Annotated in this window: 19 protein-coding genes and 2 pseudogenes; 3 read left to right on the forward strand and 18 right to left on the reverse strand. The window is 32.7% G+C overall.

Going from position 1 to position 21,213, the window contains the following annotated elements; translation table 11 throughout:
• Nucleotides 1–261: 261 nt before the first annotated feature.
• Nucleotides 262–831: a dihydrofolate reductase family protein gene (locus KI338_RS10325; RefSeq protein WP_212920921.1), complete on the reverse strand. Its 570-nt coding sequence runs from the start codon at nucleotides 829–831 to the stop codon at nucleotides 262–264.
• 225 nt (nucleotides 832–1,056) lie between these two features.
• Here KI338_RS10325 and KI338_RS10330 point away from each other — a divergent pair, with 225 nt between their 5' ends.
• On the forward strand, nucleotides 1,057–2,034 hold the full coding sequence (locus tag KI338_RS10330) for a helix-turn-helix transcriptional regulator (RefSeq protein WP_212920922.1): 978 nt from the start codon (nucleotides 1,057–1,059) through the stop codon (nucleotides 2,032–2,034).
• A 301-nt stretch (nucleotides 2,035–2,335) separates the two neighbouring features.
• On the opposite strand, the gene vanY is transcribed toward KI338_RS10330, so the two are convergent.
• From vanY to KI338_RS10350, 4 genes are all read right to left on the reverse strand, one after another.
• Nucleotides 2,336–3,226 carry a VanY-A/VanY-F/VanY-M family D-Ala-D-Ala carboxypeptidase gene (gene vanY / locus KI338_RS10335; protein WP_212920923.1) on the reverse strand — a complete coding sequence of 297 codons (891 nt, stop codon included), beginning with the start codon at nucleotides 3,224–3,226 and terminating at the stop codon, nucleotides 2,336–2,338.
• A gap of 130 nt (nucleotides 3,227–3,356) precedes the next feature.
• Complete coding sequence (locus KI338_RS10340) at nucleotides 3,357–4,454, reverse strand: sensor histidine kinase (RefSeq protein ID WP_212920924.1); 1,098 nt, start codon at nucleotides 4,452–4,454, stop codon at nucleotides 3,357–3,359.
• Complete coding sequence (gene vanR, locus KI338_RS10345; RefSeq protein ID WP_212920925.1) at nucleotides 4,447–5,142, reverse strand: vancomycin resistance response regulator transcription factor, VanR-F/VanR-M family; 696 nt, start codon at nucleotides 5,140–5,142, stop codon at nucleotides 4,447–4,449. Before vanR ends, KI338_RS10340 begins: the two co-directional genes overlap by 8 nt.
• A gap of 622 nt (nucleotides 5,143–5,764) precedes the next feature.
• Nucleotides 5,765–6,220: a VOC family protein gene (locus KI338_RS10350; protein ID WP_212920976.1), complete on the reverse strand. Its 456-nt coding sequence runs from the start codon at nucleotides 6,218–6,220 to the stop codon at nucleotides 5,765–5,767.
• 77 nt (nucleotides 6,221–6,297) lie between these two features.
• Here KI338_RS10350 and KI338_RS10355 point away from each other — a divergent pair, with 77 nt between their 5' ends.
• Complete coding sequence (locus KI338_RS10355) at nucleotides 6,298–7,206, forward strand: helix-turn-helix transcriptional regulator (RefSeq protein ID WP_212920926.1); 909 nt, start codon at nucleotides 6,298–6,300, stop codon at nucleotides 7,204–7,206.
• A 64-nt stretch (nucleotides 7,207–7,270) separates the two neighbouring features.
• On the opposite strand, the pseudogene KI338_RS10360 reads toward KI338_RS10355, so the two are convergent.
• The 6 genes and pseudogenes from KI338_RS10360 to KI338_RS10380 form a co-directional block, all read right to left on the reverse strand.
• Nucleotides 7,271–7,424 (reverse strand): annotated as a pseudogene (locus KI338_RS10360) (YdeI/OmpD-associated family protein); the annotation flags it as partial.
• Nucleotides 7,425–7,875: 451 nt separating this feature from the next.
• Complete coding sequence (locus KI338_RS10365; RefSeq protein ID WP_212920927.1) at nucleotides 7,876–8,421, reverse strand: GNAT family N-acetyltransferase; 546 nt, start codon at nucleotides 8,419–8,421, stop codon at nucleotides 7,876–7,878.
• Between the two features lie 148 nt (nucleotides 8,422–8,569).
• Complete coding sequence (locus KI338_RS17890; protein WP_306345309.1) at nucleotides 8,570–8,749, reverse strand: NUDIX hydrolase; 180 nt, start codon at nucleotides 8,747–8,749, stop codon at nucleotides 8,570–8,572.
• A gap of 20 nt (nucleotides 8,750–8,769) precedes the next feature.
• A complete protein-coding gene (locus tag KI338_RS17895; RefSeq protein ID WP_306345310.1) occupies nucleotides 8,770–9,033 on the reverse strand; it encodes an NUDIX domain-containing protein in 264 nt (87 codons plus the stop codon).
• A 564-nt stretch (nucleotides 9,034–9,597) separates the two neighbouring features.
• Nucleotides 9,598–12,042 carry an FtsX-like permease family protein gene (locus KI338_RS10375; protein WP_212920928.1) on the reverse strand — a complete coding sequence of 815 codons (2,445 nt, stop codon included), beginning with the start codon at nucleotides 12,040–12,042 and terminating at the stop codon, nucleotides 9,598–9,600.
• Nucleotides 12,035–12,706, reverse strand: a complete 672-nt coding sequence (locus KI338_RS10380) for an ABC transporter ATP-binding protein (RefSeq protein ID WP_212920929.1) — start codon at nucleotides 12,704–12,706, stop codon at nucleotides 12,035–12,037. Before KI338_RS10380 ends, KI338_RS10375 begins: the two co-directional genes overlap by 8 nt.
• A gap of 263 nt (nucleotides 12,707–12,969) precedes the next feature.
• On the opposite strand from KI338_RS10380, the gene KI338_RS10385 reads away from it, so the two are divergent.
• On the forward strand, nucleotides 12,970–13,374 hold the full coding sequence (locus KI338_RS10385; protein WP_212920930.1) for a hypothetical protein: 405 nt from the start codon (nucleotides 12,970–12,972) through the stop codon (nucleotides 13,372–13,374).
• 1,078 nt (nucleotides 13,375–14,452) lie between these two features.
• Here the strand turns inward: KI338_RS10385 and KI338_RS10390 are convergent.
• From KI338_RS10390 to glmS, 7 genes and pseudogenes are all read right to left on the reverse strand, one after another.
• Nucleotides 14,453–15,451, reverse strand: coding sequence for an NADP-dependent oxidoreductase (locus tag KI338_RS10390; protein ID WP_212920931.1), 999 nt, complete (start codon nucleotides 15,449–15,451; stop codon nucleotides 14,453–14,455).
• 42 nt (nucleotides 15,452–15,493) lie between these two features.
• Nucleotides 15,494–15,825, reverse strand: a pseudogene (locus KI338_RS10395) (ArsR/SmtB family transcription factor).
• A gap of 315 nt (nucleotides 15,826–16,140) precedes the next feature.
• Entirely contained in the window at nucleotides 16,141–16,938 is a 798-nt protein-coding gene (locus KI338_RS10400; protein WP_212920932.1) for a serine hydrolase, read from the reverse strand.
• Between the two features lie 150 nt (nucleotides 16,939–17,088).
• Nucleotides 17,089–17,496, reverse strand: a complete 408-nt coding sequence (locus KI338_RS10405; protein ID WP_212920933.1) for a hypothetical protein — start codon at nucleotides 17,494–17,496, stop codon at nucleotides 17,089–17,091.
• 203 nt (nucleotides 17,497–17,699) lie between these two features.
• On the reverse strand, nucleotides 17,700–18,341 hold the full coding sequence (locus tag KI338_RS10410) for a DUF6602 domain-containing protein (RefSeq protein WP_212920934.1): 642 nt from the start codon (nucleotides 18,339–18,341) through the stop codon (nucleotides 17,700–17,702).
• 63 nt (nucleotides 18,342–18,404) lie between these two features.
• Nucleotides 18,405–18,545 (reverse strand): hypothetical protein, encoded by a 141-nt coding sequence (locus tag KI338_RS10415; protein WP_212920935.1) that lies wholly within the window; start codon nucleotides 18,543–18,545, stop codon nucleotides 18,405–18,407.
• Between the two features lie 401 nt (nucleotides 18,546–18,946).
• A complete protein-coding gene (gene glmS / locus KI338_RS10420; RefSeq protein WP_212920936.1) occupies nucleotides 18,947–20,749 on the reverse strand; it encodes a glutamine--fructose-6-phosphate transaminase (isomerizing) in 1,803 nt (600 codons plus the stop codon).
• Nucleotides 20,750–21,213: the final 464 nt, after the last annotated feature.

Below are 21,213 nucleotides of genomic sequence, written 5' to 3' on the forward strand. Positions count from 1 at the left end.
TTTTTTTAGCTTTCACAGTATAACGGAATAATCACGACAACAGTGCCATGATTAGACGAATGATCTCAGGTGCAGATACAGCCTATTCGCACCTAGAAGGCTAATGATGTAGCTATACTCACCAGAGAAACCGGTGCAAAAATAAAGTTTTAGACTGAACCCATATGAAAAAGCGGCGGTCTAAGGCCAGAAAATCAAGTCCTAAACTTGCTGCTTTTAAAATGAAAATAACGATCTTATCTTTGGAATGTGCAATATTCATTAGTTCCCATCAAAATGATAAATTAGTTGTACAACACCTGAAGAGAACGTTCTTGTATCAACCAGTTTTAAATTCAATCTCTGTTTTATATCCACAAACAGCGGTTTCCCTTCTCCCAAAACAACAGGGTGAACAGATAATCTAAATTCATCAACAAGTCCTAAATTGATAAAAGTTGTAATAAGACTAGCTCCACCATATAGCCAGATGTCTTTACCAGACTTATTCTTTAATTTATTTACTTCTTCAAGAATATTATCATTTATGAATATTGCTTTATCATCAGTCCCCTTTTGCGTCCTGGAAAACACATATTTCTCTTTACTATGATACAATTCCCAAAGCTCTTTTTCAGAATCCGTATGTTCAATTTCCGGAGTAAATTGTCCCCATAAATCATAGCTTTTTCTTCCATATAAAATTGTATCAATTTGATTTAAAAAATTGATAAACCCCATCTCCGGGTCCATAATGCACCAATCAACTTCACCATTTTTCCCTTCAATAAAACCATCTAAGGTAACCGCTAAATCTAAAATTATTTTTCGTGTATTTAAGATATTTGACATTTTTATTCCTCCAATTATTATGTTTCGTAGTTATCCATGGTCAGCCCATTTACAGATTCACAGCCTGTTACATTAAATTAAACGGTGCTATCCTTTCGTTGTATTTTTCTATAAGTATCAGCCCTTTCTAAATAGAGGTATTTCTATTATAATGATTAATTCTCGACATCTTGTGTCATATTATATTAAATAAAACTAATTATTTTTAAAGAGTGGTGGGGAACGTTGAGAGGCGATCGATTATTATCGATTATGTTGTATTTACAATCTCATGGACAAATATCAGCAAAAGAATTAGCAAGCAAATTAGAGGTTTCGGAGAGAACCATATATCGTGATATAGAGGCACTCAGTAGCATAGGTGTTCCGGTTTACGCGGAGCGTGGGAGAAATGGTGGATTGTCACTAATTGAAGGGTATGAAACCAAGCTAACTGGACTCGACGAATTTGAAATCCGGGCCTTATTTGTTTCTCCCGCTGAACAAATACTAGAAGACTTAGGACTAAATCGAAATTCTGAAAGAGCTAGAAATAAACTTATCGCATCCTTACCTTCAATATCTAGGGAAAATGCTAAACGTGTATGGAACCGGATTCATGTTGATATAAGTTCATGGAGAGCACAACAAGAAAAAATGAATTCTTTTGAAGTTATTAAGGATGCAATTTGGAAGGAAAATAAATTAAAAATAGTTTATCAGCATCTAAATGGAAAGATTAATGAAGTAATAACTTGTCCACTTGGATTAGTCTCGAAGGGGAATAATTGGTACTACATAGCTTCCAAAGAAAATGGTGATATTCGAAATTACCGCATTTCTCGTATTCGTGAAGCAATCATTCTGAATGAGGCATTTTCAAGACCGCTAAACTTTGATCTTGCTCAATACTGGAAATCTTCAACAGAGGCCTTTATAGAAAACTTACCCAGCTTCGACGTATCGGTCGAAGTTAAGGCGTCTCTATTACCTAGGTTAAAATTCACGGGACGTTTTGCTCGGATAAAGGAAGTAGGATCTCAAAATAAGAATGGTTGGGTATCTGTAGAACTTTCCTTTGACACGGAGGATGAAGCAAAAGGATATATACTAGGTTTTGCAGACGATATAAAAATAATGAAGCCTATCGATTTGCGAGATAAGATTGTGAAAATGGCTGAATCCGTTGTAGCACTGTATAGACATGAAGACAGAACAACATAATTAACTAGTTTCCTTGTCTAAATACTTTTGAACTGTTATTGGAACAGGCTGTAAAAACTATAACAACAAAAGATGCACTTCATTTAAGAAGTGCATCTCTATAATCATACTTCGTATAATTATCAAAATACCCTTGAATATAAGATTTGGTTGAGTACATAACTTTATTTTTAAACGGCTGTCCATTTACAGTATAGTTCACAAATAAGGTTAACTCATTGGTGAATCTTCACAATCTTTTGTGTAGAAGCGCATAAAATAGACGCTTCTACTAAATAAAAGCACCCTAAATTTCATGTTATCACTTATCATTCGTAACTGTCACAATTACTCCACCCATATTGTCACCTGAAATCACATATTCCTGATGTTTTGGTATATTAATGGTCATGTTTTCAGAAAGAGGATAATAAGAAATAGTATATTTTTTACCTTCGACCTTAGCCGAAACCTTCTTTTTCTCCTTCAGGTAATCCAAATATTCTTCTAAAACAAAATTCTTTTCCTTCATAATTGCACTATGCGGCAACCCAACATAGCGGATATGCCATGGTTCGTATTGAATTCCTGTTATGTCCGATTTATTCTCTGGATAACGTAAAATGAACCCGTATTTCCAAGCATTTTCTTCTATCCACTCTCCTTCAGGTGCTTTAGCCATCGTCGTTTGAGTCGTTCCTACATCAAGCGATAACCCCAAATTGTGTTCGCTATATCCAGCAGGCAAAGCAGCATCAGAGCCCATTTGTTGATAAAGCTCCCTTTGCTCATCAAAGTTCCGGTAGCCACTAGTAATCCAGAAATTATGAACTCCTTCTTTTTCTGCGGCAGCAATCATTTCCGAAAATTCATGTGCTATATCCTCAGACAAATAAGTATCGTTATATAGCACTCCGTATCCCTTTACCAATTCATTGTGCGTAGAAAGATTGACGACATCTGATTTAATACCTTCTTGGCGAACAGGATATTCACTATTAACTAAAAGCAGATTTCCTTGATAGATTTGTTCCTCTGTAATCGTTATTGTTTGGATGTTATCCAATTCCTCTACTTTATCTTTTTCCTGTTGATCATATCCTCGTACTTCTACGTTTGGTATATCTACTTTTGTTTTAAAAAAAGAGCCGTTATTTATGAAAACAAAACACAAGCACACTAGTAATAAAATTAAAAATCCCCACTTCTTCATTTTTCAGCTTCCTCCTAATTCTTCCTTGCTTAAAAGAATAGCCAAAACTTTTTAAAAAAAGAGTAGGGTAAATCTTAAATTTTTCTTAAATCATGTATTTTAAGTTGTTCTATCTTCATTAATTCTTTAATCATTTACTTTCCTTTGGTAATCGGACTTCAAAAACTGTCTGTGTTACACTACTTTGAACAGTAATTGATCCGCTGTGTTGCTCCACAATATTCTTCGCAATGAACAATCCAAGACCAGTGCTATTTTTGTTTTGAGTTCTTGCTTTGTCTCCAGTATAGAGCATATCAAAGATATGCGGGAGGTCCTCCGGAGGAATACGATCTCCATAATTCACAACTTGTACAACAACTTCCTCCGACTCAATAAAGCCCTTAATGTCTACAAACTGACCGTCGTATCCATACCGAGTCGCATTGATCAACAGATTTTCAAACACACGTGCTAAAAGCTCTCCGTCACCGATAATAGGTAAGTCGGTAGTCATTTTCATTCGAACGATCAAATTATTTTTTGTGAAGACAGGATACAATTCTTCTTTCAATTGATTAAGGAGGTCACTTAAATTAATGTACTTTTGTTCAATTGGCAACATGCCATAGTTCATTCTCGTTATTTCAAATAATTCATCAATTAGACTTTCTAAACGTTGAGATTTAGTAAAAGCAATCGTTAAAAAATGTTTGACTTGTTCTTTCGTCAAATTTTCATCATTAAGGATTAAATCTAAATAACCTAATACGGAGGTGAGCGGTGTACGCAAATCATGAGCTAAATTTACAACTAACTGATTTTTACTGCTTTCCGAAAATTCTCCTTTTTCAATGGCCTGTTTCAATATTTCACTTGCCAAATTAATATCTTGGGCAATATCCCTAAATTCGTCATTTGAATGGATTTGAACACGGTGATTAAAATTTCCCCTCGCGAGATTATGAATTCCGTTTGAAATCTTATGAAAATAGGTCAAATAGCGCTTAGTGAGTAAAAAGAAAAACAATATCGAAAGTGGGATGAATATTAGTAAAAAAAAGTTAATGTCTCCAATTTCTCTAATGATTTTGCGGAAATGGGCGAACGGACTTTCATAATCAACTATAGTGTAATAAAAAAATTGAAGAGTTTTATAAATGATAAACGTAATCGTACCCGACAGAAGCATACTTAAGCCAAATATTATAATCATTTTCGAACGAAAACTTCTTGAGAATTTAACCATTGAATGTATACCCTACGCCCCACACAGTTTTAATCCATTTGTTTGTTCGTTTATCTTCTCTAAGCTTTTTCCTTATTGTACGAACATGGACCATAACGGTATTACCGCCCTCAAAGTATGCTTCGCCCCACACCTGCTGAAAAATATCTTCTACACTGTAAACCTTCTTTGGATGACTAGCCAGTAAATACAAAATATCAAACTCTTTTGGTGTTAGCTCAATGTTTTCCCCATATAGAGTAACCGTGCGTTGATCAAGGGAAATCACTAATCCACCAAATTCCAAGTTCGTATTATTACTCTTTTGGGGATGATTCAGCTTTATAAAGCGTCGCAACTGAGCATTTACACGAGCAACCAATTCAATGGGAGTGAAAGGTTTCGTTATATAATCATCAGCTCCAATTACAAGCCCTTGTACTTTATCAAAATCAGAAGTTTTGGCACTTAAAAAAATGATAGGCATATTATGTTGTTCACGAACACGGCGAGTTACCTCATATCCATCCATTTCCGGCATCATAATATCCAAAATCAGCAACTCAAATGCCTGATTCTCGACAACACGAACAGCCTCTTGTCCATCTGATACTTTAACAGCGTGGTATCCTTCTTTTTCCAAATGGAATACAATCAAATTAGCAATTTCCTCATCATCTTCAGCAATTAATATCGAAATATCTCTCATCTTTCCACTCCTAAATCAAGTTAACATAGAGGTCTATCTTTTTTTATATTCAAAAATATGGTCTTATTGTTGTACTAAAAATAAACACAGCTCGTCAGCTAAATTTCCCGTTATCATAATTACATTTCTTCATAATATCATTAAAAAATACCTTATTTTCCTTTAATGTGCTATTAGTTTAAGTAGATTTCTTCACAAACTCTCTTTTATTTTAACATAATATCTAAAAAAAACTGACAACACCCTTTCTTGCAAACCACCAAAAAGGGATAGAGTCTATTACTCCATCCCTTAAGATATTTATTAACTTTTTTGTAATTTACTAACTTTATTGTAAATGTACGGACCATAATGTTACTGGACATCAATTGTCTAATTACAGTATAGTTCGTAAATATATAATGCATATATAACAAGTTATTAGCTTTTTTTCGGGAACATAATAATTACAGTAAAGTTGGTAAATTCTCGCCTCCAAATGAAATTCTTAAAAGATAAACAGAAATAAAACAGACCCTGAATTTCCCCAATCATGTAAGAATTTCAAGGTCTGTGATGGAATTCTATCTTTGTATTGGTGCTACGTTTAAATGTTGATGAGAACCCATCTTAATACAAATTTTTAACTTACAAAACCATCTAGAAATTTACTCGCTTCACCATTAAATTTCCACATTACCCCAAACTTATCAATTAGCATTCCAAAACTTGCTGACCATGGCGTAGAAGATATTGGCATGACCACAGTACCTCCTTCAGAAAGCCCTTCAAAATATCGTTTATTCATTTCTGGATCAGCATCAATAATACTAATTAAGACGGTATTCCCTTTTATGATTTCTCCTATCCCAGCTTGCATAAAAAGTGGAACATCAGAAATCATTATAATATTCCCTGAAAACTCAATTCGAGATTCCATAATCATGTTTTGTTCTTCTTCTGTTAATGGGGCATTTGGATCTTGACCAAAATCACCAAATCTCACCATTTTTACACTAGTTGCTGCTAATGCATTTTCATAAAAGGCCAACGCTTCTTCCGCTCTTCCATCAAATTGTAGATAAGATATTGCTTTCATCACTTAATTCCTCCTTTTTATATTTGTAGTATAATAGGACATAGGCGACAAGTGTATGTCGTATATGGGAGGGAAATATGAAAAAAATTGAGCGACTTATCTCGATAGTGATGATCTTGTTACAAAAAGAGCTAGTTTCAGCATCAGAATTCAGCAGACTTTTTCATGTAACGAAACGAACCATTCAACGTGATATGGAAACATTAAGTTTTGCAAACATCCCTATTTATGCGGAATATGGTGCTGAAGGGGGATATGCGCTAATGGAAGAGTATAAATTCGATAAAAGATTACTAACTCACAAGGATATTGAAAATATACTTATAGCTTTAGGTGGCCTTGAGGGGATAATTACCAATCAAGAGATTCAAACGACTATTCAAAAAATCAAAGGAATGACCAGCTCAGATATTTCTCCAACACTTGATTTAACCTTCTATGATTGGCCGGGAAGAAGCCAAATCAACGAAGAAGTTTTATTTATCAGGCAAGCAATTGAGAACAATTGGTTATTAAAATTTGAATATGTGGATCAAATAGGAAACAAAACGTACAGACTCGTAGAACCCTATAAGGTACATTTAAGGGAGATGCATTGGTATCTGTTTGGTTATAGTTTAGAACGGAAAGACTACCGAACATTTAAGTTGACGAGGATATTAAATATCCAAAAAGATGGTTTTTTTGTTCCAAGGACTGATCAGGAATTTCAACATGAAAAACAATACAATGAACAAGAAAAATTAGTTAATGTACAGCTATCGATAGATGTTGCCGTAAGAGATCAATTTATTGAGAGATACGGAAAAAATTCCGTTACAAAAGTGACTCCAAGAAATTACCACGCGACAATTGAATTACCAGAGAATCAATTTTCCTACCAATTTTTAGCTGGTTTCGGTAACAAAGTTAAAATTTTGAAACCAAAAAGTTTTATCGCTAAATATTTAAACTTTCTAGAGGAAGCAGTGAAGCTCTACAAATAGAATCTTTCAATGTTTAAACATTGATTTAGTGTAGGATGGATATCAAACATCCTGAATTCAATCTTCATTCGCTTTCCTCATAATTGATTAAGCGACCATTATCATTCCACTGACCATACAGTTTATTTTCTCTTGTATTTTCAATAAACTTATCTATCCTATTATTAATAAGATTAGGTTCATTTCTAACTTTGTATCGTATCAATTCTAATCCTTCTATTACTTAGTTGAGGTACTTAATATTCTAATGTTATATGTGCTTTAACATAAATATCCAATTCTTAGCTCAAACAGTCCCTAGCCCCGATTATATGTAAGATTTCCATTCACTCTATAGTAATACAAATAACCCTCTGTCCCTATTTAAGGGCAGAGGGTTAAAAAATGTTTTGATCCACTATATTGAGATTTACCAACTATTATGTTACTGAACATACTGTCCAAATACATTATAGTTCCTAATTTTTAAATGCAACTATAACAGGTGGTTTACGTATTTCAGTGAACTAAATACTTATATTATAGTTGGTAAATTGGGATGGATGGGAAAATAACAATTACATTAAAGCCGGAAAGTATCTCCCACTATCTGTTAAAGAGTTCTATAAGTAAAAGTAATGGATCTCCACAGAGAAGTATACCTTTGTTCTTGTTGAACTAAGCCCCCCGTTACTTGAATAACTTATACCAATACAAAGTGGTTTCTATATTTGGATTATATGACTGTTTCAATGTGTCAACTCCACCTAGTATGAATCCTTGTTTCACATAAAACCTGCACGCTCCAAGATTATCATCTTGAGCCTCTAGAGACATTCCGATAAGTTTTCTTTGTTTTGCCCACTCTTCCGCTTTAGTTAAGAGCAACTTCCCGATTCCATATCCTCTAAATTCTTTTTTTGTAGCGATATTTTCAATATAACAGAAGCGATTCCAATCCTTAATTATTCTAATTTGCCCAATGCAATTATTATTCTTATTAGCTAAAAATAGAGCTTTATCTTCACGGTTTATATATCGGCTCCAATCAAGTTTATCATCTGGGAAACGAATTTCTTCAGTTTCATCAAATAGATTCTCTTCAAAAGACCATTTTCCTGATTGAAAACTGGGTACAACCTTACCAAACACTTTAAAATAATCATTTGTTTTATTGATGTCCTCAATTAATTCATCCTTTAATGGAGAAATTATTATTTCCTCTGCAATATTCATTTTGACACCTCCCCATTCTGACTATTGTGTATTATGCGGCTTCATTCAGCTTCCATAAATCTTGCATATGACAGGATGAATAACAGGGGCATCTCATCTTCTTGAAGTAAAGCACCCTATAGTTCAAGAACCATTGCACTTAAAAGTTCTAAAGTTTATGCTCTTCGATTAAATCAATACTTCTCTTTTTTAATGTATAATCTTGAATTTCCTTTCCAATATTTGCATATAGTTGAATATCTTCTATTTGTGATAATGGTAACCATATTACAGCAGTTTGATTTGGATCTGGTTTTTCTGGGATTCTTGCAATCGAACCACTTTGCAATGCACTTTCAAACATCATAACTAAAGTATGGGTGGTCCAAATTTTTCAGAATTCAAGTGTGGTGCATATTCATAAACAAAAGCTAATGGACCAACTTTAATATCAACACACGCTTCTTCCTTAGCTTCCCTTTTAACGGTATCAATAATGGACTCATTAGGTTCAACCCCTCCAGCTGGTAAATCATAAACCACACCTCTGTTTGGGTCGTTATATTCCGTTAATAAAATTCTCCCATTCTCAATTATAATCGCTCCTGCTCTAACCCTTATGTGGTAAGACATTTTTTATTTCCTTTCTTAATACTATTCTTAAACTCTTCTGCCCCGTTAGTTGAAGTACTTAATATTCAGAATACTATATGCATTTTAACATAAATATCCAATTCTTAGTTTCACCAACAATTAACTCCCATAAATGTTAAGACAATAAATCACAACAAAGTAACCATATAAAAAACCCTCTTTTCCTATTTTGGAACAGAGGGTTAAAAAAATGTTTCTATCCACTTTATTGAAATTTACCAACTTTATTGTAAATTTACTAACTATAATGTAAATGTACGAACTATAATGTAAATTTACCAACTATAATGTTACTGGACAACAATGTTTGTTAGATTAAAATAAAGTTGGAAACTGTAAACCCGCGTTTTATAATTAACTAAAAACCAAATACAAAATTAGTTGGAAACTAAGTTTATAATAATTTATACTTTTGGACAAATAAACTTGAAAACTAGCTGAAGGTTTGAACCCCACACCACACACATTTATTACCCAACAAAAAACATAGGCAAAGCTGGCTCTTCTTGTTTGAGATATTTATTTGTATTTTAAAATTCTTTTTTATTCTTCTTCACGAATTAAAGAATAGATAGACTGATGTTTAACTAACCTTACTACAATAAACCATCCAATAGTAATCCACAATAGAACAATTAAAATAGTTAGAATAAAATATTGAAGATAATAAAAGTACGGATAAATGTTATCTAAAAATTGAGTTAGTGAGAATAGGACTAATGCAGCAATTGTTCCCAAAATCAAATATAATACCATCTCAAAAAATAGTAGTTGATAAAGTTCTTTTTTCTTCATACCCAACGAAAGGTAAATCCCCCACTCTTTCCTCATTATTTTATACTTACTAAAAACTAGGACTACTATACTTAATATAGATAGCAAAACTGATGTAGAATAGGTTAATTTCCCTAAATGTCCGACAAAATAGGATATTCTTCTATCTTTTTCTATCACGTTTGAAATATTTTGATATAAGCTCCCTGGTCTAATAGCGATAAGTTTATCTAGTTTAGATTGAATTTCTACTGTCTCTTTGTTGTTTATTTCATCCTTAAGATATATAGATAATTCGTTAAAACCCGGAAACATTTTTTTCTCAACAGCCGTTTCTTCTGCTATAACAACTGTAAATTCAGAGTACTCTATTTGTAATGAATCATATCTTAATACAAATGGGGTGTTATTCATAGCTAATATTTCGAATTCCCACTGATTTGTTAGATATCCAGATATATCCCTTTTTTTCTGTACAAAAGTTATTTTTTCCCCATTTAACTTTCCTTCATTCGAAACGCTATGAATCGGATTATATAATATAACTTTGTTTAGAAGGTCTTCATAATTTAGATTAGGATAAAGTTGCATAAATTCCTTTTTATTCAATAAAACATATCTAACATTTGGTATTAGATATCCATGTTCATAAGTATGATTATTAATACCATTTTGGTTGATCCATTCTTGAATGGATGGAGTTACTAAATTTTCTTGTATCATAGGATGTACATCTATCATAAAAGGGGTTTTTTCTACATACTTTATACCGCTTTTGTCCTCTACCTGTTTAACTTCGTTTAATGAAAAAGTTAAACCCTCTTGAAATAATACTGTCAAGTTATCTATTTCTTTTGATGCATAAACTTCTTGTGAGTTTAAATAGTAATCTATTTCCGTATCCCAAATTCCAGAAGATTCTTTTTCTACAAAAATAGAGACAGAAAGTGTTAATATCGACAAGGTTATAATAGATACTAACAATACACTGTGTTTTGGATACGTTTGCAATTGATGCAAAATTTTATTTATAGTGAACTCATTTGATTTTATTGATAATTTCGTAGACTTTTTCTTTTTGTACTGCAGATCTTTCAACATTTCGTTAATAGAATTTTTCTTGAGTCGATTAATTGATAGATATGAACTAATAAAAGTAACACCAAATATAACACTAGTCCATAGAATAACTATTATAAAAACATACAGTGCATTGGATACTTTTAAATTACTTATATTAAAAGTATTTTGGATTATCCATACATGTAAGAAATATTGGAAGGGTAAAGAGACTAATACCCCCCAAAACAATAAATATAAGATTTGGGAAATGTTTATTTTTAACAAGTTCAAATTAGTTGAACCTATTGCCTTTAATATAGCTAACTTCCTATTCTGAGTAGTATTAAAAAAATATAATAAACAATACATACATAAAAAAGTTGCTAACAAAATGACAACTTGAAAGATAATAGAAAGTATCGTGATATGTTTATAGTTTGCTAATCCATTATAAAATAATCTCTGATTGAAGTAGCCTGAATATGATTCAAGAAATTCAGAAGACTTTTTGTGCATTTTATCAATGCTTCCGTAATTTCCTTTTAGCTGAATTAAATAATTCCGGTATTTAACATCTTTATCATTTTTTATTGGAATAAATATATTAGGGAAATCATTAATTCCCTTTTGAACATCATAAGGGACAGTCCACCTAGCAGAGTAATTTTCCACAATACCTGTTAATACATATTCTGTAATTGTACCATTTATCTTCAGTGCTCTCTTTTCGTTAATTCTCCATGTACTATCAATTAAAGATAAATAAGTAGATTCAATTGCTACTTCGTTCTTTTCTTTTGGGAGCGAACCTTCAATTAATGTAATTTTCCCTATATCAATAGCGTGGTTATCCATCTCTCCGACTGTCCCAATATGACCGTTAGGTAATTCAGCAGTTCCAAATAATTTAATCTCGCCTATTTTTTTTACATCACTGTTGTTAGCAATAGAATTTTTAGTATCGTTACTATTCAATACAACAACCGAATGTTGTCCATATTCATTATATGCCTGTTCCTTAATACTCATCTTAATAGATTCAGAAGCAGTTGAAATAGATGTTATCGATGCAAGGATAATTACTAGAGATGTGAGCATTAAAAAAAACCATTTTTTCCGTGAAATCAAAAGTTTATAGCTTAATTTAAACATCTCTATTTTTCACCCTCAGTTCTCCATCTTGAATTTCAAACAAATGATGTGGTTCTTTAATTAATTTCTTCTCGTGTGTAACAATAACTAGAGAAATACCGTAAATATTACTAAGTTCAGAAAGTAAATTAACAATCTTCCGTGTTGTTTTATGATCAAGATTACCAGTTGGCTCATCTGCAAATACAATATCTGGCAATGTTATTAGGGATCTTGCAATTGCCACTCTTTGTTGTTCTCCACCAGATAATTTAGTTGTTTCTTTATCTAAAAGATATTCTATTTCTAATCTCTTTGCTAAATCTTTAGTCTCCAATCTGTTATCAACAGTATTAAAAGTTAAGGGCAACTCAATATTCTGTTTAACAGATAACTCTGGTATAAGATGAAAAGATTGAAAAATAAAGCCAAATGATTTACCTCTTATTTCGGATTGCTTTTCATCATTTAATTCATAGAAAGAACTATTCCTGTAATAAACCCGTCCTGACGTCGGCTTTTCGAGTCCACCCAGAATACTTAATAAAGTAGATTTTCCAGAACCACTTTTTCCCTCAATAACATAGATTTCCCCTCTATTAATCTTAATCGATGTTGGCTTTAAAACTAACTGCTGATTTGAGAAGGTTTTACTTACCTTTTCTGCATTTAAAATAACTGACAAACATAATACCCCCTAAATTCTTTTCTAGTTAATTTATTAATAGGATTTTCCATTAATATAATAACCCAATTTACAGAAACGCCAAAATAATTGCATCTTTCCCAAAAATAGCTATTACATTTATCTACCATCCAATATTTAATTCAGCTCACTAATATTCTAACTATTTATTAAACTGACAAAATAACAAATAAACAAATATTATTGAAAAGTGGAATAATATTTGTTAGAATGATAGAGAATACTATTTTTAGGAGGAAAAAATGAAAAGATCTAAAAAATTAAAAATTTTACTTCCAGGATTATTCATCATCGCACTACTATTCCCAATCGCAACAAGTGCATATAGCGGTTCCTACACTTTTACTATGTCAGCTGCAGTTTTAGGGAAAACTAAACACAACTTAGCTAATAAAGCTACTACTACAACTGCTAAAGGTACAACTTATGACATTGATGGAAAAGTAACTACTAGTTCCACTTTCAGTGTTCAATTACATAATAATTGGTTTACAGCGTACACAGTTACCGGTTTTACTGCCAATAACTGGAACTACACAAAAAGTTTTGGAACGGTTAAAAAAGATGGTTATGTAATTAATGTTACAAAAACAAAAGCAGGGAAAGCCGGAGATTATATTAAAGGAAACGGCACTATAAATCAATAGTAAAACTATAGCTTAATAGATTAATTTTCTATTAAGCTATAATTTTTTTATTGACGGGGCCCTTCAGAAACAACTATATAGTTAATGATAACTTTATAATTATTATATTAACTATCTTCAATAAGCAAACCAAACACTAATGTAATTAAACTCTCGACTATTGAGTTCCTTAATCTATATATAACACTGAAAGTTTAGATGGTAAAATGAAAAAATAAAAAAAATTTATTCAGTTTAAGTTTTTTAATTTACTTATTTACATTAATATTTGTTCTGTTCGTAAATTGAAGGGGAAGGGGAATATGGTTAAATCTAACATCGATAGAATATATGAAAAATTCCTCTAACTTTATTCCGCTTAAAACAATAAGCCCATATGTAACAGCGATTTTTAACGGGAATATTAATATAGGTATACTTATAAAAAATTTTTTTGGATTTTATTATGTTATTGCCTATGGGCATTTATGTTCCTTCATGTATTTTGTTCAAGACGTTCAATAGAATAGGTAACTTCGAAGTCCGATAAACTAGTAGAAGCAGCATTTAGTGATCCATTTCAGGAAACACTTTACCAGAGTAATATCATGAGCACTAAAATGTATATTAAGATGCTTATGAATACAAAAAGCACCTATCCAAACTTGAGGATCAAATAGCTGTTTTGGTATAAGAGAAGAATGTAAGATTATCAAATCCATCCCTGGTAACGGCAGAAAAAATTACGGCACTTGAAATTTAAAATCGTATTATTTATATTATCCTGTTAAACTAAAGCACCCTTTACTTTAAGTACATTATTTCACAAAATTAGAGCAGTTAGATATAGTTTGTTGAGCAGTATTCATGTAGTGTGCAACAAATAGAACTGGTGCTTTTCGTCATGCTTTTTCACCATTCCCCTCTCATTAGAGAACATTTGTTACTTTAGAATAAGATTGATAGAAATGTTACCATAACCTAAATTTAACATCAATAAAAAGAATCCATAAAAAAAGATTAATTAAAGGGGGGATTTTTATAGAATCTTTAAAAGGGAACAATAAAAGTTAGGTTATATTTTTGCATTGTTTAACAACTATCTAATTTTTAATATTATTTTCCCTTTCGCCCTTCCAGATTCCGCATACTCCATCGCCTTTTGAGCATCTTCAAATGGCAAAACTCTATCAATTATAGGTTTGATTTTGCCAGTCTCAATATAGTTTGCTATTATACGTAATTGCTCTCCACTCGGCTTCATAAACAAAAATGTATATTGTGCATTATGCTTTTTTTCAAGTGCAGAAAGTTTATGACTTGCTGCTGAAAACAATAACGTTTTAAAATATCCAGAACCATATTCTTTACCAAAACGCGCATTTGGTAATCCCGAAACGGAAACAATTCTTCCTCCGCTTTTTATTACTTGAAATGATTTTTCGAGGATCTCTCCACCAAGTGTATCAAATACTGCATCATAGTTTTTCAGTTTATCTTCAAATTTCTCTGTTTTGTAATTTATTATTTCATCTGCACCAAGCGATTTTACTAAATTCGCACCAGCGTCACTGGCAGTTGTTGCAACAGTAGCACCGATTAACTTTGCCAGTTGAATAGCAAATGTACCAACACCACCAGCCCCAGCTTGAATTAAAATCTTTTGTCCCTTTTGTAATTGCAAAATGTCTGTCAGGGCTTGATAAGTGGTTAGCCCAATCAGTGGAATCGAGGCTGCTTCTTCAAAGCTCAAATTTTTAGGTTTTAAGGCGATGTCATCTTCATGAATAGCGATATATTCAGCGAAAGTACCAATTTTACTCTTACGTGGTCGTGCATATATTTCGTCACCAACTTTAAAACGAGTCACTTTTGAGCCAACCTTTGCAACAACCCCAGAAAAGTCATTCCCTAAGATAAGAGGCATTTTATATTTAACTAACAATTTTACTTTCCCATCGCGTATCTTAAAATCAATAGGATTAATACTAGCTGCATGAATTTCTGCAAGCACCTCATTTTCGCCAATTTCAGGTGTGGGCATTACTGCTAAACGCATTGGCACTTTCCCATATTTATCAATAATCATTGCTCTCATAGTCTATACCTCCTATTAATGTGTGTTTCATATTCCATTATTTCAATAAAAGTTCTGCATGAACTTATCAATATCCAGCACAAGCTCTTTTAATAAACCTAATTCTGAACTTACATTAATATAATAAAAGTTTTTTGTCCCTTCTTTACGCATTAAAATAACGCCAGCATCACGTAATACTTTAAGGTGGTGAGACACGGCAGGTCGAGAAAGATGTGTTTGTTCAGTGATTTCACCAACAAGCCTGATTGACAATCTGTCCCCATTAGAACTAACAAGATCGATTGACGTGTTTCATCACCAATTGCTAATAGTACTTTTTGACAATTAATAAAATCCTCTTTAATCATATTTAGTTGGTCCTGTTTATTCATTTGGTAATATACCTCCAACAATAAGTTTAATGGTTTAAGTTGATGAACGGTAATGCAGAATACAACAATACACTATTGTTATGTCAGGTGCAATATTGAGAAAGCAAATCGAGATGAAGTATTTATGTACCGCAGTATGAGTCTACTATGTATTAAGCAATGATGACATGCTTCTTCAACTAAACTGCCTGTTAGCTTAATAACTTCTATTCAAGCGGAATATTCCAAGGATAAAGTTAAAATTTTAACCATAAGAAAAAGGCGACTACAAGGATCACCTTTTTAACTATTGCACCCGTTAGTTGAATCGGCATATTATGAATTAGATAGAATTTCATTTTTCAATTCAACTTTCTGATTGCAATATTCATCATAAAGTAACTTCATTGCATCAATAATTATTTGATCTGCTAATGTCTCTTTATGTCGATTTGGTAACTCCTTTGCACCCAAAACATATAATAACGGATTTTTGGAAAACTCGCCCATTATCCCAATATCAACTACTACATTATCTAGTCCACCAGTCATACGATTTAAGAAATGGCTTGGTATACCTTCTATATCACCTTGTTGCCTTACTAAACCATTAATAACTGGAATCCATAAATCAGGATTAGTTATGTATCCTTGATGTATTAATCGTAAAAGCTCTAACATCTCACTCAATTCTCCGTTGCTATCCAAGTCTCTTGGATTTCGAGTAATATTTATGGTTTTAAAATATGATTTTATTTTATTGTTAGTCAAATCCCATCCACCACAAAATTGAACAATTCGCTCTGCTACAAAGCTATCGTGACAGGCTATCATGACTTCCACCGCATCTTGGAGTGCCAAGCTTTCTCTATTTTGAAAGTGAGGATACACTTCGTTGCTATCCTCTTCAGGATTAAAAATCACATCAACAATGTCAGTCCATTTATAGTGTCTTTCTTCAACCAATTTTGCGATACAAAAGGCTATTGCAACTTTTGCCGCAGAAGCGATAGGTACTAATAGCTCTTTATTAATTGATAAAACTATATCCTGTTTTACATGAGAATAAATAATAATCCCCACTTCACAGTATTTTCTACTTACATGTTCTCTCTGAAACTTGTACTTATTCAACTAACCTGACCCGATAGCTTAGTACTGTTACTTTAACACTAACATAATATTCCAAATATAAAAACGAGATTTTAGCCATAAAAAAAGGCGATACCACTCGGTTCACCTTGTTTTACTATTGCACCCGTTAGTTGAACAAAATCCTAGTAACTATTGAGAAATTACCTCTATCTTATCAGTAAAAAGTACAGGTGGGTTTGACTCTCCAACATCACAATAATAACCAACTATTCGCTTACCTATTTTTAAACCCAATTCTTCGTACTTTTCTTGGCTGAGATGGTAGTATGCACCATCATTTTCTTGTGCTAGTTTAATTAATTCGTCTCTTGTTTTATCTAAAAAGTTAAGGTTTTCGACACTTGGCAAAGTTAATATGATGTATTCTTCATTAAAAGTAGCCTTCTCTATATTAACAATGACGCTTTCGTGTCTTTCTTCAGAAGAACAATTATTTTGTTGACCACAGGCTCCCAAAATAACAACAAGTAAAATTAGAGATGATACTCTTTTCAAACTTACACCTCCAATCAATTTTAACAATTTAAGATCTTTCACTAAACTGCCCCGTTAACATAATAACTTTTATCTCAATACTAACATTATATTCTAAATATATTATTGGAATTTTACTATATGAAAAGGCGACCTTCAAAGATCACCTTTTTAAAGTAATGCACCCGCTAACTTAATAAAAAAGAGGTTACTGTGACACCCCCCCTTTTAAACTATTACACAAATTCAATAAAAACGTATATGGCCTATTCAAAAGAAAGAATTTGATTCTCACATCCACCCATGTAATTGACCAAGTCTGGTACAAGAATAGTGGCTGATTGAACAGAATTATATAGATAGCTTAGAAATGATTTAAAAGGAACAAATACATCTTTATCTTGAATATGAATGTTCTTATATTGATTTTTAAACATAACGGGATATTGAACTGTCATACTTTTTTCATTAACCTTCATATAATAAGTAAACAAACCGTCTTCTAAACTAAGAATCACATTGTGTTTAAATTTTGGTGGTAACCCTTCTTCATAGAAAGAATCTAATTCTTGAAGTATGTTATCTGTATTAAAGTCTAATTTCTCACAGATTAGAAAACTAAATAATTGATCATAACCATGCCCTGAACCATATTCGTTAACGTGAGATTTTTGAACAATGCTAGCCCCTTTTTCGTCTTGTTTATCTCTTAACATTTTATTTTTTGCTAGTTTATTTAAAGCTCTTTTCAAGTCCTTTTTAGATAATACGGATTTCACCTCACCTATCCCAATACAGGTTTCTACTGGAAAAAACCTCTGTGATAGATCGTCTGTAAACAACGGTGTATAATTTCTATCATAAATGACAAGATCACATTGAGTACTTACCGCATCCTCATTATTCACTAAAAATCAACTACCTATCTCAACATTATTAGGAATAAACTTTTTTATAAAGTTCATGTAAATTTACTCTATATATATTCCATATTCACCAGGATGAATTAATCTGTTGTTCTCCGGGTTAAAAAAAAGTTTCTTTGATGAATTTTTAAATTCCCTTATAAATCTTTCTATTTGTTGTTCCATTAAATTTTTAATTTTATTCATTTTTGTATCCACCTCTAGAAAAATTGATTTACCAAAATAATTCTAAATATAAGTACCAAACACTTTTTAATGTCGTAATAATATCTTCGTATTCAATAAATCTGCCTCGTTAGTTGAAGTGCTTAACATTCTAAATATTATATGTATTTTAACATAAATATCCATCCTTAGCTTCGATAGTTCCTCAAAACATAATCCAAATATATTGCAAGATTTTCAGTCACTCTAGAGTAACCACAAAAAAACCTCTGTCCTATTTAAGGGCAGAGGGTGAAAAAATATAAAGTTTTAAGTTTACACTTTTACCTTTGTCTATAGTTCTTTTTTGAAGTTTAGCACTTTTTTATCAAGTATTGAACTATATTTCTATACTACAACAAGTCTTTTCTATACCACAAAACCTACTCCACCGTCACACTCTTAGCTAAATTCCTTGGCTTATCAACATCACAACCACGATGTAACGCAGCATAATATGCAATGATCTGTAACGGTATTACTGTAACTAGTGGTGTCAACAATTCATGCACCTTTGGTAAAACAAAGGCATCATCGTCCTGCTCAAGACCTCTCATGCTAATGATCATCGCATTAGCACCACGAGCTACAACCTCTTGCACATTTCCACGAATGGAATAGTTCACATTCTCTTGTGTTGCAAGGGCAATAACTGGAGTGTCTTTTTCAATTAAGGCAATTGTTCCATGCTTTAATTCTCCACCAGCAAAGCCTTCTGCTTGAATATAGGAGATTTCTTTAAGCTTTAATGCACCTTCCATCGAAACATAATAATCGAGACTACGTCCAATGAAAAATGCGTTTCGAGTAGTTGCTAAATAGTTTCTTGTTAGTTCCTCTAACTCTTCCTTTTGACCAGTTAATGCTTCCATTGCATTTGCTACAATAGCTAGCTCCTGCATTAGATCGAAGTTTACTTCTAGACCTTTTGCATGTGCAGTATCGACAGCCAAAATTGCTAATACAGCAATCTGAGCCGTATATGCTTTTGTTGATGCAACTGCAATTTCTGGTCCAGCATGCAGAGGTAATGTGTAATCTGCTTCACGAGAAAGGGTGGATCCTGGCACATTGGTAACCGTTAGTGCTGGATATCCCATTTCTTTTACTTTTACTAGTACGGTACGACTATCTGCGGTTTCACCACTTTGTGAAATAAAAATAAACAGTGGTTTTTCAGATAGTAAAGGCATATTGTACGAGAATTCACTGGATACATGAACCTCTACTGGTATCCCAGCTAATTTTTCTATTAAATTCTTACCAACTAATCCTGCATGGTAACTAGTTCCTGCTGCAATAATATAAATCCGATCACAACTTCTCATTGCAGCTCGAATATCATCAGCTACTACTAATTCATGATTTTCATTTTGATATGCTTCAATAATTTTACGCATGACGATTGGTTGTTCGTCAATTTCTTTCAGCATAAAGTGTGAATAGGTACCCTTTTCAATATCACTTGCATCAATTTGTGCAGTAAAAGGATCCCTTAACACTTCTATCCCATCAAGGTTTTGAATCGAAACCGACTCACGGCTTACAATGACGATTTCTCGATCATGAATTTCTAGATATTGATTAGTAATTTTCAATGTAGCCATTGCATCACTTGCTACAACATTAAAACCATTACCTAAACCAGCCAATAATGGACTTTTGTTTTTCGATACATATAACGTATTCGGATCTTCTTTATCAATTAACGCAATTGCATAGGATCCCTTTAGAAGTCTCATTGTATGGCGGAAGCTTTCTGTTGTATCCTGGTATGTTTCATACAGTTTATCAATTAATTGTACAACTACCTCCGTATCGGTTTCACTGACAAATGTAACATCCTGAAGATACTCCCGCTTCAAATCTTGGTAATTTTCAATGACCCCATTGTGTACAAGTGTAAATCTGCCTGACGCACTTTGATGTGGGTGTGCATTTATTACACTTGGTTCCCCATGAGTTGCCCAGCGTGTTTGGCCAATACCCATCGTTGCATGAACTTCATTATCAACAGATTCTTTTAAGGTTGCGATTCGTCCCTTAACCTTAAAAATATTGAGTCCACTTTCATTTAATAATGCAATACCAGCGGAGTCATAACCACGATATTCTAATTTTTCTAGTCCGTTTAATAAAATTTCCTTTGAATCCTGTTGTCCAATATAACCTACAATTCCACACATTTCGTTGTGTTCCTCCTCTAAGGGGCAACAAACGACCGATGAAAGAACACATTTCGATGGGGCGTTTTATTGCCCCTTTCTCGTGTTTTTTGACGTACTGTTACACTCAGCCCTTTCCCTTTGTGCAATAGGTCACCCTATTGTTTTCCGGAAAAAGCATGACGACTGGAGTGTGCAATCGGAAGGCACCCGCCGAAAAATTCGATAACCTTCTCCTCGTCAACTATTTTCATTTCCGTTCTGAAAATAGTCCAGGCGCTTTAATTAATTTTTCTACTATCCTCCTTTCAAGCTATTCCTACTGTACCCTCTATGGAATAAAAACAATTCAAAATTAGAGCACACCTCATTTTACATGATGAACCCAATTTTGGTCAACGATAAGTTGCCAATTGAATGGGACATATCTAGTATATGATGGATTGTAAGTATCGTTCACTAAAATGAAGTTGTTTACCAAAAGC

Origin of the sequence: Ornithinibacillus bavariensis (assembly GCF_018333235.1) — a bacterium.
In the GTDB taxonomy this organism is placed as follows: Bacteria; Bacillota; Bacilli; order Bacillales; family Amphibacillaceae; genus Ornithinibacillus; species Ornithinibacillus bavariensis.

Excerpts from the sequence above, each read along its gene's own strand:
- glmS (WP_212920936.1), bottom strand. The coding sequence starts at position 20,749 with ATGTGTGGAATTGTAGGTTATATTGGACAACAGGATTCAAAGGAAATT.
- vanR (WP_212920925.1), bottom strand. The coding sequence starts at position 5,142 with ATGAGAGATATTTCGATATTAATTGCTGAAGATGATGAGGAAATTGCT.
- KI338_RS10325 (WP_212920921.1), bottom strand. The coding sequence starts at position 831 with ATGTCAAATATCTTAAATACACGAAAAATAATTTTAGATTTAGCGGTT.
- KI338_RS10340 (WP_212920924.1), bottom strand. The coding sequence starts at position 4,454 with ATGGTTAAATTCTCAAGAAGTTTTCGTTCGAAAATGATTATAATATTT.
- KI338_RS10350 (WP_212920976.1), bottom strand. The coding sequence starts at position 6,220 with ATGAAAGCAATATCTTATCTACAATTTGATGGAAGAGCGGAAGAAGCG.
- KI338_RS10355 (WP_212920926.1), top strand. The coding sequence starts at position 6,298 with ATGAAAAAAATTGAGCGACTTATCTCGATAGTGATGATCTTGTTACAA.
- KI338_RS10365 (WP_212920927.1), bottom strand. The coding sequence starts at position 8,421 with ATGAATATTGCAGAGGAAATAATAATTTCTCCATTAAAGGATGAATTA.
- KI338_RS10385 (WP_212920930.1), top strand. The coding sequence starts at position 12,970 with ATGAAAAGATCTAAAAAATTAAAAATTTTACTTCCAGGATTATTCATC.
- KI338_RS17895 (WP_306345310.1), bottom strand. The coding sequence starts at position 9,033 with ATGTCTTACCACATAAGGGTTAGAGCAGGAGCGATTATAATTGAGAAT.
- vanY (WP_212920923.1), bottom strand. The coding sequence starts at position 3,226 with ATGAAGAAGTGGGGATTTTTAATTTTATTACTAGTGTGCTTGTGTTTT.
- KI338_RS10415 (WP_212920935.1), bottom strand. The coding sequence starts at position 18,545 with ATGAATAAAATTAAAAATTTAATGGAACAACAAATAGAAAGATTTATA.
- KI338_RS10375 (WP_212920928.1), bottom strand. The coding sequence starts at position 12,042 with ATGTTTAAATTAAGCTATAAACTTTTGATTTCACGGAAAAAATGGTTT.
- KI338_RS10390 (WP_212920931.1), bottom strand. The coding sequence starts at position 15,451 with ATGAGAGCAATGATTATTGATAAATATGGGAAAGTGCCAATGCGTTTA.